Below are 15,561 nucleotides of genomic sequence, written 5' to 3' on the forward strand. Positions count from 1 at the left end.
TAGCCGTCAGTGGCAGGGGGTGATTCAGTCGGCTGCCGGCTGCGGAGCGCTCCAGCTCGCCAACAGCCGGAGACGATCCGCGGTGGGCGAGCCGGGCTCGACCTGGTAGACGCACAGCGTCTGCTCGGCGTCGCCAGGTACCTGGAACGACTCGTACGCGAACTCCAGATCGCCCGCCACTGGGTGGTGATAGAGCTTCGCGCCGTGCGTCCGGCGCAGGACCCGGTGGTCGTTCCACCAGCCCGTGAACTCGGGGCATTGCAGCGTGAGTTCCCCGACGAGGTCGGCGAGCTGACGGTCGTTCGGGTGGCGGCCGGCTTCGAGCCGCAGCATCGCGACGGTCTCGGCCGCGATCCGTTCCCAGTCGCCGACCTGCTTGCGGGCCGCGGGATCGAGCAGGTAGTAGCGCGCGAGGTTACGGCGGGTCGCAGGCATCGCGTCGAAGTCCGTCAGGACCTCGCGGGCGAGCCGGTTGGTCGCGAGTACGTCGGTGCGCCGGCCGAGGATGAACGCCGGGATGTGATCGAGCGTCTGCAGCATCAAGTACAGACCTGACCGGACCCGCTGAGGGCTTGCGGGAGTACGCCGGACCGGTGCCCGCCGCGTCAGAAGGTCGCTGAGGTGTTCGCGCTCGACCGCGTCGAGTTGGAGGGCGCGAGCAAGCGCGTCGAGCACCTCGGCCGACGGGTTGCCCGCCCGACCTTGCTCGAGCCGGGTGTAGTACTCCGTGCTGACGCCGGCCAACCGCGCGACCTCGTCACGACGCAGACCGGGGACGCGCCGCTTGCGCCCGTCCGCGGGCAGGCCGGCCTGGTCGGGTGCGATCGCGGCCCGCCGCGAGCGGAGGAAGTCGGCGATCTCGGTACTGCGCTCCATGGCTCCAGTGTCTCGAACGCCGCGGCCGATCCGTGCTGCCAAGGTGGCCCTGCGGGTACCAGCTTCGCCGATACCTGCCCGGACAGGGGCTGCTCAGGCGCCCAAAACACCTTCTGTGACTGGTGTTCTGGAGTCACGGCCGGCAAGTCGCCGACCGAACCACCCTGGAAGGCAGCCAGAAATGTCTGTGCAAGAAGAAGGCAAACCGCTCGCAGGCCGGGTCGCCGTCATCACCGGCGCGTCGAGAGGCATCGGCGAGGCCGCGGCCGAGCATCTGGCCGGTCTGGGCGCGACCGTCGCGGTGTTTGCCCGGCGAGCGGATCGCCTTGGCGAGCTCGTCGCCCGGATCGAGAAGGACGGCGGCAGCGCCCTCGCCGTGACCGTCGACGTCACCGACGCTGCTGCGGTGCAGGCCGCAGCCGAGCGGGTCCAGGCCGAGCTGGGCGGCGCCGACCTGCTCTTCAACAACGCCGGTATCATGCTCCCCGCGCCCGTCGAGGAGCGCGCGACAGAGCAGTGGCAGCATCAGATCGACCTGAACATCACCGGCCTGATGAACGCCATCGGCGCCTTCACCCCGCAGCTGGGTGCGGCCGGAGCCGAGCGCGGTGTCGCTGACCTGATCAACACATCGTCGATCGCGGCGCAGAACATCTTCCCGAACTTCGCCGTCTATTCGGGCACCAAGGCGTACGTCAGCCACCTGTCCCGGCACCTTCGCGCCGAACTCGGCCCGAAGAACGTCCGGGTCTCGGCGATCGAACCGGGCATCGTGGGCACCGAGCTGCAGAGCCACGTCACCGACGAGGGCGCACTGGAGTGGCTGGACGGGTCCAAGCAGACCATGGAGTGGCTGACGCCCGACGATGTCGCGCAGGCGGTCGGCTTCATCGCCACGCAGCCGCCCCGGGTCAACTTTCAGCAGGTCACGATCATGCCGACGGCTCAGACCAGCTGAGGCGTTGCAGCCATTCGCGGATCAAGGCGCCGAACAGCGCGGGTTGTTCCAGTTGGAGGTTGTGGCCGGCGACGTCCAGTACGGCGTACGTCGCCCGCGGGTAGTGGGGGAGCAGACCGAACTGGTCCTCGTACCCGGTCACGGCGTCCTGCCGGCCGCAGACGATGAGGGACGGTCCGTCGTACGGCGGACCGCTCTCCGGTGCCGTCGACAGTGCCCAGTTCTTCTGGATGCGTTCGAGCGCCGCCGTGTCGGCGACCTCGAGACCCGGCGCCACGTCCGCGCGGTACGCCGCCAGCGCGTCGGCGGTCTGTACGACGGCCAGCTCGGTGAAGTCCTCGCCCTCGGTCAGCGACTCGAGAACGCCCGGCTCGGACCGCAGAACGACGTGTTCGGGCAGCTTCCGGTCCTTGTGCCAGAGCGTGCCGATCGGGCAGATCAGTCCGATGCCCAGGATCTGCTCGGGCCGCTCCACGACCAGGCCGCGGGCAAGATATCCGCCGTACGACTCGCCGATGAGCACGAACGGCTCGTCGCCGATCTGCTCGTCGATGAACGCGCGCACGGCCGCCATGATGCCGTCGGAGCTGTCGATGTCGCCGGCCGGACTCCGACCCATCCCGGGCAGATCGGGGTAGAGGCGGCGGTAGCCGGGCAGCGCCGATGGTCCAGTGAAGATCGGCTCCAGGCAGCCGGTCATCAACCGGTGGTCCGGTGTCCAGCCGTGCAACGCGAGAACCGGTACGCCGTCGCCGAAGGACACATGGTGCAGGGTCATGGGGCAAGTTGTAGCAACCCCTCCCGACAGTTTTAGATTCAGGCATGGCCCGTCGCTCAGCACTTCCTCCCGTCCATGATGTCGCCGTCCTCCGCGCCCGCCTCGACCGTGCCCGCGAGGCCGCGGCCGGCACCGGTCTGGTGATCACGCCAGGCTCCGATCTGCGCTACCTGATCGGTCAGCCCGGCGGCTCGCTCGAGCGCCTCACCACGCTGGTGATCCCGGCCGACGGCGCCCCGGCACTCGTCGTACCGAAGCTCGAAGCGCCCGGGTACGAGGATCTGCCCCTGGCGGAGCTGGGCGTCGACGTCATCACCTGGGTGGACGGCGTCGACCCGTACAACCTCGTGGCCGAGCGGCTGAGTGGCGCCGAGCGGGTCGCGGTGAGCGACTTCACGCCGGCGCTGCACGTCTTCGGGTTCCGGGACGCGTTGCCGAAGGCCGAGCAGGTGCTGGCCGGGCCGATCGTCCGTGAGTTGCGGATGCGGAAGGACGCGGCGGAGATCGAGGCGCTGCGGAAGGCGGGCGCGGCGATCGACCGGGTGCACGCCCGCGTCGGGGAGTGGCTGCGTCCCGGCCGGACCGAGGCCGAGGTCGGTGCCGACATCGAGGCCGCGATCGTCGAGGAAGGCCACACCGGGGCGGACTTCGTGATCGTCGGCAGCGGCCCGAACGGCGCGAGCCCGCACCACGCCCTGTCCGGCCGCGTGATCGAGACCGGCGACGTCGTGGTCGTCGACATCGGCGGTCCGGTTGCCGAGGGCTACAACTCCGACTCCACGCGGACGTACGCCGTCGGTACGCCGCGGGACGCAGACGTCGCCGCGACGTACGCCGTACTGCAGGAGGCGCAGCAGGCCGCGGTGGAGGCTGTTCGGCCCGGTGCGACCGCGGAGTCGATCGACGCCGCCGCCCGGGACGTCATCGCGGCGGCGGGCTTCGGCGACTACTTCATCCACCGGACCGGCCACGGGATCGGGCTGGACGTCCACGAGGAGCCGTACATCGTCGCGGGCAACGACCTGCCGCTGGAGCCCGGTATGGCGTTCAGCGTCGAGCCGGGCATCTACCAGGCCGGTCGCTGGGGTGCGCGGATCGAGGACATCGTCGTGGTGACGGCGGACGGCGTCGAATCGATGAACAACCAGCCGCACGACCTGGTCGTTCTGACCTAACCCGCCCGGAACGTCTTGCGGTAGGCGAGTGGAGAGACGCCCAGCTCGGACCGTAGGTGGTGTCGGAGGGACGCCGCCGTACCCAGGCCGGCCTCCTCGGCGACGCGGTCGACCGAGAGGTCGGTGGTCTCGAGCAGTTGGCACGCGTGCCGCACGCGCTGCTGCAGCAGCCAGGTGCCGGGCGACTGTCCGGTCTCCGACTTGAAGCGCCGGCTGAACGTACGCACACTCATCCGCGCATGCTCCGCCATCGCCGCGAGACTGATGTCCTCACCGAGCCGTTCGAGGGCCCAGGCCCGCGTCGGCGACGTACCCTCACTGCCTTCCTCGGGTACGGCGCGCTCGATGTACTGCGACTGCCCGCCGTCGCGCCACGGAGGTACGACGCAGTGCCGGGCGGCCCGGTTGGCGACCTCGCTGCCGAAGTCGCGGCGGATCAGGTGCAGGCAGAGATCGACGCCCGCGGCCAGGCCGGCCGACGTGAGTACATCGCCGTCGTCGATGAACAGCTTGTCCTCGTCGAGCTTCACCTGCGGGTACACGCTGCGGAACAACTCGGCCCGTCGCCAGTGTGTCGTCGCGGGCCGCCCGTCCAGGTAGCCGGCCGCGCCGAGGACGAACGCCCCCGTGCAGATCGAGGCGATCCGCGTACCCGGGCGGACGGTGGCGAGAGCGGCGGCCAGGTCGTCGGGCAGCGTGCCTTCGTACCGCGGCTGGGGGATGTAGGTTCCTGGGACGATCACCGTGTCCGCCTCGGCGAGCGCCTCGGGGCCGTGGTCCGGGACGAGGCTGAACCCGGCACCGGCCCGCACCGGTCCGCCGAGTCCGCAGATGCGGACGTCGTACAACTTGGTGCCGTCGGCCTTGGTGGCGGCACCCAGGACCGTCGGCGGGATCGTCAGGTCGAACCCGACGACCGGCTCGAGCGCGAGGACGGCGACCACGTGCGGACCGACGGCGGCCAGATGACGACTCATGGCCACATCTTGACACATGTTGGCTATCTGGCCACTAGTTCGATGACGATCGAACCCTCATCCTTGATCGGGTGACGCAGATTCTAGAGACGAAGAAGGCCCCCAGGGTGCACCTGGCCTGGGCGGTCGCTGTGGTCGGGTTCGTGACGCTGATCGGCGCGGCCGGGTTCCGGTCGGTGCCGAGTGTGCTGCTCGATCCGCTGCACGAGGAGTTCGGGTGGTCGCACGCGACGATCTCGGCGGCGGTGTCGATCAACCTGCTGCTGTTCGGTGGGATCTCGCCGTTCGCCGCCGCGCTGATGGACCGGCTCGGGCTGCGGAAGGTGGTCAGCGGTGCACTGGTCCTGATCGCGCTGGGCAGCGGCCTGACCGTGTTCATGACCGCGTCCTGGCAACTGCTGCTCTGCTGGGGCCTTCTGGTCGGCGTCGGCACCGGGTCGATGTCGATGACCTTCGTAGCGACGATCACCGGGCGCTGGTTCGTGCACCGTCGCGGCCTGGTGACCGGGATCCTCACAGCGGCCGGTGCTACCGGTCAGCTGATCTTCCTGCCACTGATCGCCTCGCTGGCGTCGAACTACGGCTGGCGGGTGCCTGCGCTCGTAGCGGCCGGTGCGGCGTTGGCCGTCGTACCGCTGGTGCTGTTGTTCCTGCGGGACTACCCGAGTGACGTCGGGCTGCGTGCGTACGGCGCCCCGGAGGGCAGTACGGCGGGGCAGCGGGTGGAGACGACCGGTAGTAGTGCCATGCGAGCGCTCAACGCCCTGCGCATGGCGGCCCGGCGTCCCGCGTTCTGGATGCTGGCGGGCGGGTTCGCGATCTGTGGCGCCTCGACGAACGGTCTGGTCGGCACGCACTTCGTGACGGCAGCGCACGACCACGGCATGCCCGCTACGACTGCTGCGTCGCTGCTGGCGCTAGTAGGCGTGTTCGACGTGGGCGGGACGATCTTCTCCGGGTACCTGACCGACCGGTGGGACCCGCGGTACCTGCTCATCGCCTACTACTCGCTGCGCGGCCTGTCGCTGCTGGTGCTGCCGTCGCTGCTCGGACCGACCGCTGCGCCGAGCACCTGGGTGTTCATCATCTTCTACGGCCTGGACTGGGTAGCGACCGTGCCGCCGACCGTGGCGCTGTGCCGCGAGTGGTTCGGCGAGGACGGGCCGATCGTGTTCGGCTGGGTGTTCGCGTCGCACCAGGTCGGTGCGGCGCTGGCCGCGACCGGCGCCGGGGCGATCCGGGACGCGCAAGGCAGCTACAACCTCGCGTGGTACCTGGCCGGCGGGCTCTGCGCGGCGGCCGCGTTGATGTCCGCGAGCATCGGTCGCCGCCTCGTAACCGCCTGACTCTTTCCGCTAGCCTCGATCTAAGTTGAGGTTGAAGGGATGAGCGATGGACATCGAGCCGGGTGAGTTGACGGTCGGGCAGCTGTCGCAACGCAGCGGCGTGGCGATCTCGGCTCTGCATTTCTACGAGCGGCAGGGGCTGATCCTCAGTCGCCGTACGTCGGGGAACCAGCGTCGCTACAAGCGGGACACGTTGCGCCGGGTGGCGTTGGTCAGGATCGCCCAGCGGGTCGGCGTACCGCTCGCGGAGGTGGCCGCGATCCTGAAGTTGCTCCCGGAGAACCGTACGCCGACGCGTGCCGACTGGGAGCGCATCTCGGAGTGCTGGCAGGCCGAGCTCGACCGCCGCATCGTGCACCTCGAACAACTCCGCGACGACTTCAAGGACTGCGTCGGCTGCGGCTGCCTCTCCATCGACCGCTGCGCCTTGGCCAACCCCCACGACACCCTCGCCACCACAGGCCCCGGCCCCCGCCGCCTGGTCGCCACCACCGGAGAACCCTGCCACCCCGGCAAATGCGCCTAGTCCCACCGCACCGCCTCGCGCTACCGACGCGGGTCGGGAGGGGTTGGAGGCCGGCGCGCGGGGAGTTGGATCGGGTTGTCCACAGGGTGGGCGGCAGGCGCGCGCGGAATGGGGGTGGGGGCGTCTAGTGTCGTCGGCATGGGCGAGACTGCGGCGATGCTGACTCTGACCGACGACCGGGCGAAGGTTGCGGGTGACCTGATCCGGGCGATCGCGGGCGACGAGGCGCGGCTGCGGACGGATCAGGAGACCGCTGTTGCCGCGTTGTGCGAGGCGGCCGCGCGGGTGCTCGTGGTCCAGGCGACCGGCTGGGGGAAGTCCGCGGTCTACTGGGCCGCGACGGCGATCCGGCGGGCTGAGGGGTTCGGCCCGACGCTCGTGGTCTCACCGCTGCTCTCGTTGATGCGTGACCAGGTCGCCGCGGCCGGCCGTGCAGGGCTCCGCGCCGCCACGCTCAACTCGAACAACATCGACGAGTGGTCGAGCATCGAGCACGATCTACGCTCCGGTGCGGTCGACGTACTGCTGGTCTCCCCGGAGCGCCTGGCGAACCCGGGCTTCGGACGGCGCGTGCTGGACGGCCTGGCCGGGCAGATCGGTCTGCTGGTCATCGACGAAGCGCACGCGGTGTCGGACTGGGGTCACGACTTCCGCCCGGACTATCGCCGGGTGTCCGAGGTGCTGCAGCAGCTGAACCCGAAGACACCGGTGCTGGCGACGACAGCGACGGCCAACTCGCGCGTGACGGAGGACGTCGCGAAGCAGCTCGGCGAGTCCACCTTGGTGCTGCGTGGTCCGCTGGCGCGATCGAGTCTGCAGCTCGCGGTGGTGGATGCGCTGTCACCGCTGGATCGGTTCGCGTGGGTCGTCGACGTCCTGCCGACGCTTCCCGGGTCAGGGATCGTGTACGCGTTGACGGTGGCCGACGCGCAGCGGCTGGCTGCGGTGATCCAGGAGGTCCACGGGCCAGATGTCCCGGTCGCGGCGTACACAGGTCAGCTGGAGGCGGGGGAGCGGGAGCGGCTCGAGGACGCGCTGCGCGCCAACCAGCTGAAGGCGCTGATCGCGACCTCGGCGTTGGGAATGGGGTACGACAAGCCGGACCTCGGTTTCGTGGTGCATGTCGGGTCGCCGCCCTCACCGGTCTCGTACTACCAGCAGGTCGGCCGTGCAGGGCGCGGCATCGACCATGCGGTGGTGGCGTTGCTGCCGTCCGACGCGGACGCGGGCGTCTGGGACTACTTCGCGACCGCGACGATCCCGGTGCCCGAGAACGTGCAGCGCTTGCTGCGGGCGCTGGAGAGCTACGGACCGGATCAACCCGCGACCGTGCCGGCGTTGGAGGCCGAGACCGGACTGCGCCGGACCCGGGTCGAGCTGATGCTGAAACAGCTCGCCGTGGACGGAGCCGTCGACAGGGTCGAGCGCGGATGGGTCCGGACCGGTGCCGAGTGGACGTTCGACGCGGCGCACTACGACGGCATCGTGTCCGTACGGCGGCGCGAGGCCGACATCATGCGCGCGTACACCCGCGGCGATCGTTGTCTGATGCAACTTCTCCAGGAGTCGCTGGACGATCCGTCGGCGGAGCCCTGCGGCCGGTGCTCGGTGTGCCTGGGCGCGTTGCCCGAGCCGTTGGTGGAGCGGCCCGATCCGGAGACCGTCGCGACGATCACGCGGTCGCTGCGCGGCGAGGTCCACGTGCTGGAGACGCGGAAGATGTGGCCGGGCGGTGCGTTCGGCGCCCGCGGGAAGATCCCACCCGCCCTCTCCGCCGAGCCGGGCCGCATCATCGTGTACGCCGACGCGCCCGAGTGGCGCGAGGTTTTGCAGGGTGCATTCAACGGATCGCCCGCCCCTGAGGCAGTCGAGGCGTTGCAGGCCGGTGCGGTCGCGGCGCTCTCCCGATGGCGTGGTTCGTGGTCGGCTCGGCCCGATGTCGTCGTACCGCTTGCTGCCGGGGGTTATCGGGACCTCACGTCCGCGGTTGCGGATCACGTTGCCGGGGTCGGCCGGTTGGAGCGAGCGGAGTTGACCATCGACCGGACCGGCTACACCGACGACCTGTCGTCGGCCGAGGAGGCGAAGGTCTGGCGGGACGGTCTCCAGGTGGACGGCGTCACCGCCCAGGCCGTCACAGCACGCACTGTGCTCCTCCTCGTCGACTCCACGTCGTCACAGTGGCCGGTCACGGTAGCCGCGGCGAAACTGCGTGAAGCAGGCGCCGCGGCTGTTCTCCCGCTGGTGATCCACAAGCGTCCTTAGGACTCCTGATGCACGGTGGCGACTGATGTCTCCAGCAAGGATTTCAGGTCCGCCAGCAGGCGCGGCCAGCCGTCCTGGATCATGGTCCGGATCGTGCTGTCCGGCTCGAAGCCGCTGTGGATCACGGTGAGCTTCACCTGGTCGTCGATCGGCTCGAGCTCGAACGTTGCCGTCGACAACGGCTCACGGCTGGTCCGCTCGTAGGTCGCCTCGTCGAACCCGACCGCCTTCGCGAACTCGGGCGTGATGTGGTGCCAGGCGTAGGCCAGCCGTGTGTACGGCGTGTGCTCGACCACCACCTGCCCCGGTCCGGAGATCACGACGTCGCCCTGGTGCCACACCATCGGGGAGCCGGGCTTCCAGTCCGTCTCGTGGTGGAGCTGCCAGTACTGCTCGGTGAACGCCGGGTCGGTCAGCGCCTGCCACAGCCGCTCGGGCGTGGTCCGGATGTACGTGGTGTAGACGAAATCATTGTTCGTCACTTCAGCCTCCAGTGCCGTCTTGAGGTCGGCGAAGAGCTGAACCCGCCGACGGTCGTACTGATGGATCCAGCGATCGGCGATGGCGTTGATCGGCTCCGCGTTCAGGTGGTGCAGCTTCTCCCGGCCGCGCCACACGGTGCTGATGAGGTTCGCGCTCTCGAGGACGGCGAGATGCTTGCTGACGGACTGCCGCGCCATGTCGAGCTCGGCGCACAGCTCGCGCAGTGTCTGCCCGTTGCGCAGGTTCAGCAGGTCGAGCAGCCGTCGCCGGCTGGGATCCGCGAGCGCCCGGAACACCTCGTCGTCCATCACCCTCCGATCGCTTCATGCAGCCTTTTGGCTGCCTTTCCAACATAGGCAGCCAATTGGCTGCATGTCAACCACTGCATCGTCAAAGAAGGCGATTGACGACTGGGTGAGGATGTGGAGGTGGAGATCAAGAGCCTGGGGTACCGGACCGATCTGTTGCTCCTGGAGCTGGGCGGAAGCACGCTGCGCGACACGGGGGAGTACGTCGTGGTGCGCACGCCGGGCAACCCGGGCTTCTGGTGGGGCAACTTCCTGCTCTACCGCACGCCGTTCGCGCCCGGCGACACGAAGATCCGCCTCGACGACTTCCGGCGGGAGTTCCCGGACGCGAAGCATGTCGCCCTCGGCATCGATACCGTCGACGGCGTGATCGGGGCCGAGGACGAGCTGACCGCCGCCGGGTTCACGGGCGACAGCAGTGTCGTGATGACGGCCGATCGGGTCCTGCAACCGCAACGGCCCAATACGGACTCGACGTACCGCTTCCTGAACAGCGACAACGACTGGGAGCAGCTGTACCGCCAGAGCCTCGCCACCGCGTCCATGAAGGTCGACGCGGCGTACGAGGAATTCACCCGGCGCAGGTTGGCGGCGAAGCGCGAGCTGGTCGACGACGGTCACGGGAAGTGGTTCGGCGCGTTCGACGGGGATCGGCTGCAGAGCGCGCTCGGGTTGATGTTCGACGGCAGCGGGCTGGCCCGGTTCCAGGATGTGCAGACGTCCCCGGAGGACCGTGGTCGCGGGCTGGCGACCACGCTCGTCCACCACGCGTCGACCTACGGGCTGACCGAAGGCGGTGCGCGGACCCTGGTGATGGTCGCGGATCCGGAGTACCTCGCGATCCGGATCTATCGCTCGCTGGGATTCACCGACTCGGAGACCCAGCTCGGGTTCGCGAAGCCGCCCGCGTGACCCCCACATGAAACAGTAGGACCATGACTGACGGACGCGGAGTTGTACTGGTCACCGGTGGAAGTCGCGGGATCGGCGCGGCCGCGTCGCTCGCGCTCGCGGCGGACGGCTGGGACGTCGGAGTCAACTACCGGACGCAGGCCGACGAAGCCGCGCAGGTCGTGAAGGCCTGCGAAGAGCGCGGCGGTCGCGCGATCGCCGTCCAGGCGGACGTCACAGAGGCCGAGCAGATCGAGCGGCTCTTCGACACGGTCAGCGCGGAACTGGGCCCGATCACCGCGGTGATCAACAACGCCGGCGTCGTCTCGCCGGCCGGGCGGGTCGCGGAGTACGACGCCGAACGGCTCGACCGGGTGTTCCGGATCAACGCGATCAGCGCGTTCCTCGTGGCCGGTGCCGCGGTCCGCCGGATGTCGACGGCGTACGGCGGCGACGGTGGCGTCATCGTGAACGTGTCCTCGCGCGCGGCGGTGCTCGGATCGGCGGGAGAGTACGTCGACTACGCGGCGAGCAAGGCCGCCGTCGACGCGCTCACGACCGGCCTGGCGAACGAGGTCGCGAAGGAAGGCGTCCGCGTCCTCGGGATCCGGCCCGGCCTGATCCAGACCGACATCCACGAGCCGGGCCGCTTGGACCGCCTCGGCGCGACCCCGCCGCTGGCCCGCCCCGGCAAGCCGGAGGAGGTCGCCGAGGTGATCGCCTTCCTCGCCTCGAACCGCTCCTCCTACATGACCGGTACGACGGTCGACGTCTCGGGCGGCCGGTAACGGATGGGACTGCGGCCGGTAGACCTCGCGCGCCGGGCCGGGGTATCGACTCAGCTCGTCCGCAACTACGAGGCGGCCGGAATTCTGCCGCCGGCGCCGCGGTCGGACACCGGATATCGGCAGTACGGTCCCGAGCATGTCGCGGCGTTGCTGACGTACCGCGCGCTCGCGCCCGGCTTCGGCGCCGAGACCGCCACCGAGATCATGCGCGCCGTGCACAACGGCGACGAGGCGCTCGCCTACAGGCTGGTGGACGCGGCCCACGCCGCCCTGCACGAGCAGCGACTCGCGACCGACGCCGCCAGTGAGGCGCTCGGCGCGCTGGCCGCTGAGTACGTCGACGAACAGCCGGTCACTGGCCCGTCCCTACTCGTCGGCGAACTCGCACACCGCCTTGGCGTCCGTACCTCGGCCCTCCGCGTCTGGGAGGCCGCGGGCCTGCTCGCGCCGACCCGGGAACCGGGTACCAAGTACCGCCGCTACGGCCCCGAACAGGTGCGGGACGCTCGGATCATTCACATGCTCCGCCAGGGCCGGTACTACTTCGAGCAGATCAAGCCGGTACTCGACGGTCTCCGACGTACGGGCAGCACCGACGCGTTGCGCACCGCGATCGCCGAGCGTCGCGCCGCCCACGACCGTCAGACGAAGGCGATGCTGTACGGCGCCGCGCTGCTTCACGAGCTGATCACTGCGGGACAGCAAGACGGGTCGGCACCGACCGCCCTCGCACAGTGACCAGGTCGCTCTGCCGCCACTGATCGGACTCGGCCGGCGCAGCCTTCTCGACGGCGGTCATCGACGCGATGAGCCGCCCGGGTGCTGTCTTGGCCAGTTCGCTCAGCCGCGCCGCCTCGTTCACCGGGTCCCCGATCACGGTGTACTCGTGCCGCCGTACGTCGCCCACCGTGCCGGCCACCACGATCCCCGCCGTGACACCGATCCCCGCGGTTGCCTCCGGCAACTCGTCGGCGAGCCGCCGGGACAGCTCCCGCCCCGCGGTCAGAGCGCTGCCCGCCGGGTCCGCCAGCTCGGCCGGCGCCCCGAAGACCGCCAGCACCGCGTCACCGGCGAACTTGTTCACAAACCCGCCCTGCCGGTCCACCTCCGCGACCACGATCGCGAAGAACCGGTTGAGCAACTGCACCACCTCGGCCGGCGGCCGCTGGGCAGCGAGCTCGGTCGATCCGACCAGGTCGACGAACAGCACCGCGGCGTACCGCTCCTCGCCGCCGAGGCTGTCGCTGGTCAGCGCCTCCTGGACGACATCCGTCCCGACGTACCGCCCGAACAGGTCCCGAATCCGCTCCCGCTCGCGCAGACCGTCCGCCATCCGGTTGAACCCGGCCTGCAGCGACCCCAGCTCGGTGCCGTCGAAGACCGGGATACGTACGTCGAGGCGTCCCTCGCCGATCAGGTTCAACGCGTCCCGCACCGACCGCACCGGCGCCACCACGGACCTCGCCGACAACCAGGTGAGCAGGCAACCGTTGCCGAGCGCCACGATGCCCAGGGCAAGAATCACGACCGAGAGCCGGGTCGAGGTGACGTCGCCCTCGATCAGCGCGAGTACGGCGGCCAGCATCAGGCCGGCCACGGGTACGCCGGACCCGACCGCCCAGAAGAACACCGTGCGGGCCTTCAACCCGGCCGCGAGCAGCCGCCTCGGCGGCGGGGAGTCGACGAGCGCCCGTGCGGCGATGGGCCTGAGGGCGAACTCGGTCAGGAGGTACGAGACCGCGGAGGTGATGATCATCCCGTCGATGACCGTGAGGGCCACCCGGAGTGCGTTCTCTGGCTGCAAGACCAGCGTCATCACTGTGAACAGCACGGCGGCACCGAACCAGAGCAGCACCTCGATCAGTGTGAGCCGCAGCGGCAGTTGCAGCGTGGCGATCTGCTCCCGCCGGGTGGCGGGCCGCTCGAGGTCGATCCAGCGGGTGACCCGCTTCGTCAGGCGGCTGCTCCAGACGTAACAGATCCCCATCGCGAAGAGGAAGTACGCCGGGATGACGATCGCGTCGAGGAGCTGGAGCTGATCGACCAGCGACGGTCCCGGCAGCACGAAGACGGCGAGGACGAAGGTGACGAAGGCACCGATCAGGTTGGTGCCGATCGAGAACACGGTCAGCAGCAGGTGGAGGCGGATCCGCAGCCGTTTCGTGCTCTGGTCAGCCGGGCCGAGCAGCCAGGACCCGAAGGGGCGCCTTTTCAGCACCAGCTCGGGGCTCCGCTGGGACATCCGCTGGGACATCATCGTCCTAGTCTGCCGTGTCAGGACCGAACCAGGGTTTTGGCACGGTGGTGCGGCTGGCCCAGATTGGTCGTCCGATCCGCCCGCGACGTGGGTAGTGTTCCCCGGACGCCTCACCTGGGGAGCATCCCTTGACGCACGATCGCCACTCCTACGCCGAGCCGCATGTGGTTCGGACCACCCACCTCGAACTCGACCTCGCGCTCGACTTCGACGAGAAGGTGCTGGCCGGCAGTGCCACGCACACCCTCGCCTGGACCGGTGCGACCAGCGGGCTCGTCCTGGACACCCGCGACCTCACGGTGCTGGGCGTCGAGGGACTGACGGCCGACGGCTGGGAGCCGCTGGAGTACAGCCTCGCGGTTGCGGACCCGGAGCTCGGCTCCGCGCTGACCATCCGGACGGCGGGCCAGCCGCGGGTCAAGGTGAGTTACCGGACCGCGCCGACCGCGACCGGTCTGCAGTGGCTGGATCCGGCGATGACGGGGGGCGGCGTGATGCCGTTCATGTTCAGCCAGTCGCAGGCGATCCACGCGCGCAGCTGGGTCCCGGTGCAGGACACGCCGAGCGTGCGGTTCAGCTACGCCGCGCACGTGACGGCGCCGCCCGAGCTGATGGTGCTGATGAGCGCCGACAACGGTACGACGTCGCGCCGTACCGGCTCGTACGACGTGGTGATGCCGGAGCCGATCCCGTCGTACCTGCTGGCGATCGCCGCGGGCGACCTGGTGTTCGAGCCGCTGGGCGAGCGGTCGGGCGTGTGGGCCGAGCCCGCGACCGTGCGGAGGGCGGCGACCGAGTTCTCCGACACCGAGGAGATGATGCGGGTCACCGAGGAGCTCTTCGGCCCGTACCGCTGGGGCCGCTACGACCTGCTCGTGCTGCCGCCGTCGTTCCCGTACGGCGGTATGGAGAACCCGCGGATGACGTTCGCGACCCCGACCGTGGTGATCGGCGACAAGTCGCTGGTCAGCGTGATCGCCCACGAGCTGGCACACAGCTGGTCCGGCAACCTCGTCACGCAGGACAGCTGGGACGACATCTGGCTCAACGAGGGCTTCACGTCGTACGTCGAGAACCGGATCGTCGAGGCCGTCTACGGGACCGAGCTCGCGGTGATGGAGACCGCGATCAAGCAGCACGCGACCGTGGTGAAGCTGGACCCGCTGACGCCGGCCGAGCTCGCGGTCGAGCTGCCGGGCCTGCACCACCGGTCCGAGTACCACGGCACGACGTCGACCGGCCCGCTGAAGGGTTCGTGGTTCCTGTCCTGGCTGGAGGAGCGGTTCACGCGGGAGGTGTTCGATCCGTTCCTGCGCGGGTACTTCGACACGTTCGCGTTCCGCAGCATCAACACCGACAACTTCGTGGAGCACCTGCGGGAGCACCTGACGACGCCGCATCCGGGCGTGGTGACCGAGGACGAGCTGGCCGCCTGGCTGTACGAGCCGGGGATTCCGGCGTTCGCGCGCCGCGCGGTGTCGGCACGGTTCGAGGTCGTGGACGAGGCACGCGGACTGTGGCTGACGACGGGCGAGCTGCCGCACGGCGCGGAGCGGTGGACGACGCAGGAGTGGCTGCGGTTCCTCGACGCGGCTCCCGACGTACTGAGCCCGGTCCTGTTGCAGCAGCTCGACCGTGCGTTCGGCCTGACCGGTACGGCGAACGGTGAGATCGCGCGGCGCTGGTACCAGATCGTTGCCGCGAGCAGCTATGAGGCGGCGTACGCCGAGATGGCCGAGTTCCTGACCACGGTGGGCCGGATGAAGCTGGTCCTCCCGGTGTACCAGGCACTGGCCGGTACCGACCGCGCGTTCGCCGCGGAGGTCTTCGCCAAGGCCCGCCCCGGCTACCACCCGATCACGACCGCGGCGGTGCTGAAGATCCTCGGCCAGTAGACTGGGTCGCATGATGACGCGAATTCCTGACGGGAGGA

14 protein-coding genes are annotated in these 15,561 nt (G+C 69.6%); 9 read left to right on the plus strand and 5 right to left on the minus strand.

Features of this window, described 5'->3' with window-relative positions; genetic code table 11:
• Positions 1-24: 24 nt before the first annotated feature.
• A complete protein-coding gene (locus tag EV137_RS01395; RefSeq protein ID WP_134125938.1) occupies positions 25-876 on the minus strand; it encodes a helix-turn-helix transcriptional regulator in 852 nt (283 codons plus the stop codon).
• A gap of 181 nt (positions 877-1,057) precedes the next feature.
• Between EV137_RS01395 and EV137_RS01400 the strand changes: the two genes are divergently transcribed.
• Complete coding sequence (locus EV137_RS01400; protein WP_134125940.1) at positions 1,058-1,834, plus strand: SDR family oxidoreductase; 777 nt, start codon at positions 1,058-1,060, stop codon at positions 1,832-1,834.
• On the opposite strand, the gene EV137_RS01405 is transcribed toward EV137_RS01400, so the two are convergent.
• Positions 1,809-2,612 carry an alpha/beta fold hydrolase gene (locus EV137_RS01405; RefSeq protein ID WP_134004737.1) on the minus strand — a complete coding sequence of 268 codons (804 nt, stop codon included), beginning with the start codon at positions 2,610-2,612 and terminating at the stop codon, positions 1,809-1,811. The genes EV137_RS01400 and EV137_RS01405 overlap by 26 nt on opposite strands.
• Positions 2,613-2,656: 44 nt before the next feature.
• Here EV137_RS01405 and EV137_RS01410 point away from each other — a divergent pair, with 44 nt between their 5' ends.
• Positions 2,657-3,787, plus strand: coding sequence for a M24 family metallopeptidase (locus EV137_RS01410; protein WP_134125942.1), 1,131 nt, complete (start codon positions 2,657-2,659; stop codon positions 3,785-3,787).
• Here the strand turns inward: EV137_RS01410 and EV137_RS01415 are convergent.
• On the minus strand, positions 3,784-4,764 hold the full coding sequence (locus EV137_RS01415; protein WP_134125944.1) for a GlxA family transcriptional regulator: 981 nt from the start codon (positions 4,762-4,764) through the stop codon (positions 3,784-3,786). The two genes, EV137_RS01410 and EV137_RS01415, sit on opposite strands and share 4 nt — an antisense overlap.
• Before the next feature lie 71 nt (positions 4,765-4,835).
• Between EV137_RS01415 and EV137_RS01420 the strand changes: the two genes are divergently transcribed.
• The 3 genes from EV137_RS01420 (at position 4,836) to EV137_RS01430 (ending at position 8,901) form a co-directional block, all read left to right on the plus strand.
• The gene (locus tag EV137_RS01420) at positions 4,836-6,110 is read left to right on the plus strand and encodes an MFS transporter (RefSeq protein ID WP_238175020.1); all 1,275 of its coding nucleotides are present in this window, start codon (positions 4,836-4,838) and stop codon (positions 6,108-6,110) included.
• 46 nt (positions 6,111-6,156) lie between these two features.
• Positions 6,157-6,636, plus strand: coding sequence for a redox-sensitive transcriptional activator SoxR (soxR, locus tag EV137_RS01425; protein WP_134004730.1), 480 nt, complete (start codon positions 6,157-6,159; stop codon positions 6,634-6,636).
• 138 nt (positions 6,637-6,774) lie between these two features.
• On the plus strand, positions 6,775-8,901 hold the full coding sequence (locus EV137_RS01430; protein WP_134125946.1) for a RecQ family ATP-dependent DNA helicase: 2,127 nt from the start codon (positions 6,775-6,777) through the stop codon (positions 8,899-8,901).
• Here EV137_RS01430 and EV137_RS01435 read toward each other — a convergent pair.
• Positions 8,898-9,692 carry an ArsR/SmtB family transcription factor gene (locus tag EV137_RS01435; RefSeq protein WP_134125948.1) on the minus strand — a complete coding sequence of 265 codons (795 nt, stop codon included), beginning with the start codon at positions 9,690-9,692 and terminating at the stop codon, positions 8,898-8,900. The two genes, EV137_RS01430 and EV137_RS01435, sit on opposite strands and share 4 nt — an antisense overlap.
• Before the next feature lie 120 nt (positions 9,693-9,812).
• Between EV137_RS01435 and EV137_RS01440 the strand changes: the two genes are divergently transcribed.
• The 3 genes from EV137_RS01440 to EV137_RS01450 are packed head-to-tail and all read left to right on the plus strand — an operon-like array spanning position 9,813 to position 12,109.
• Positions 9,813-10,604, plus strand: a complete 792-nt coding sequence (locus EV137_RS01440) for a GNAT family N-acetyltransferase (protein WP_134125950.1) — start codon at positions 9,813-9,815, stop codon at positions 10,602-10,604.
• Positions 10,605-10,627: 23 nt separating this feature from the next.
• Positions 10,628-11,371 (plus strand): SDR family oxidoreductase, encoded by a 744-nt coding sequence (locus EV137_RS01445; RefSeq protein WP_134125952.1) that lies wholly within the window; start codon positions 10,628-10,630, stop codon positions 11,369-11,371.
• Positions 11,372-11,374: 3 nt separating this feature from the next.
• Positions 11,375-12,109, plus strand: coding sequence for a MerR family transcriptional regulator (locus tag EV137_RS01450; protein ID WP_134004721.1), 735 nt, complete (start codon positions 11,375-11,377; stop codon positions 12,107-12,109).
• Here the strand turns inward: EV137_RS01450 and EV137_RS01455 are convergent.
• Complete coding sequence (locus EV137_RS01455) at positions 12,060-13,628, minus strand: adenylate/guanylate cyclase domain-containing protein (protein ID WP_238175021.1); 1,569 nt, start codon at positions 13,626-13,628, stop codon at positions 12,060-12,062. The two genes, EV137_RS01450 and EV137_RS01455, sit on opposite strands and share 50 nt — an antisense overlap.
• Positions 13,629-13,756: 128 nt before the next feature.
• Between EV137_RS01455 and EV137_RS01460 the strand changes: the two genes are divergently transcribed.
• A complete protein-coding gene (locus tag EV137_RS01460; protein WP_134125954.1) occupies positions 13,757-15,523 on the plus strand; it encodes a M1 family metallopeptidase in 1,767 nt (588 codons plus the stop codon).
• Positions 15,524-15,561 lie beyond the last annotated feature (38 nt).

Origin of the sequence: Kribbella pratensis, assembly GCF_004366075.1 — a bacterium.
Lineage (GTDB): Bacteria > Actinomycetota > Actinomycetes > Propionibacteriales > Kribbellaceae > Kribbella > Kribbella pratensis.

Excerpts from the sequence above, each read along its gene's own strand:
- EV137_RS01395 (WP_134125938.1), bottom strand. The coding sequence starts at position 876 with ATGGAGCGCAGTACCGAGATCGCCGACTTCCTCCGCTCGCGGCGGGCC.
- EV137_RS01410 (WP_134125942.1), top strand. The coding sequence starts at position 2,657 with ATGGCCCGTCGCTCAGCACTTCCTCCCGTCCATGATGTCGCCGTCCTC.
- EV137_RS01445 (WP_134125952.1), top strand. The coding sequence starts at position 10,628 with ATGACTGACGGACGCGGAGTTGTACTGGTCACCGGTGGAAGTCGCGGG.
- EV137_RS01450 (WP_134004721.1), top strand. The coding sequence starts at position 11,375 with ATGGGACTGCGGCCGGTAGACCTCGCGCGCCGGGCCGGGGTATCGACT.
- EV137_RS01435 (WP_134125948.1), bottom strand. The coding sequence starts at position 9,692 with ATGGACGACGAGGTGTTCCGGGCGCTCGCGGATCCCAGCCGGCGACGG.
- EV137_RS01400 (WP_134125940.1), top strand. The coding sequence starts at position 1,058 with ATGTCTGTGCAAGAAGAAGGCAAACCGCTCGCAGGCCGGGTCGCCGTC.
- EV137_RS01455 (WP_238175021.1), bottom strand. The coding sequence starts at position 13,628 with ATGATGTCCCAGCGGATGTCCCAGCGGAGCCCCGAGCTGGTGCTGAAA.
- soxR (WP_134004730.1), top strand. The coding sequence starts at position 6,157 with ATGGACATCGAGCCGGGTGAGTTGACGGTCGGGCAGCTGTCGCAACGC.
- EV137_RS01405 (WP_134004737.1), bottom strand. The coding sequence starts at position 2,612 with ATGACCCTGCACCATGTGTCCTTCGGCGACGGCGTACCGGTTCTCGCG.
- EV137_RS01415 (WP_134125944.1), bottom strand. The coding sequence starts at position 4,764 with ATGAGTCGTCATCTGGCCGCCGTCGGTCCGCACGTGGTCGCCGTCCTC.
- EV137_RS01430 (WP_134125946.1), top strand. The coding sequence starts at position 6,775 with ATGGGCGAGACTGCGGCGATGCTGACTCTGACCGACGACCGGGCGAAG.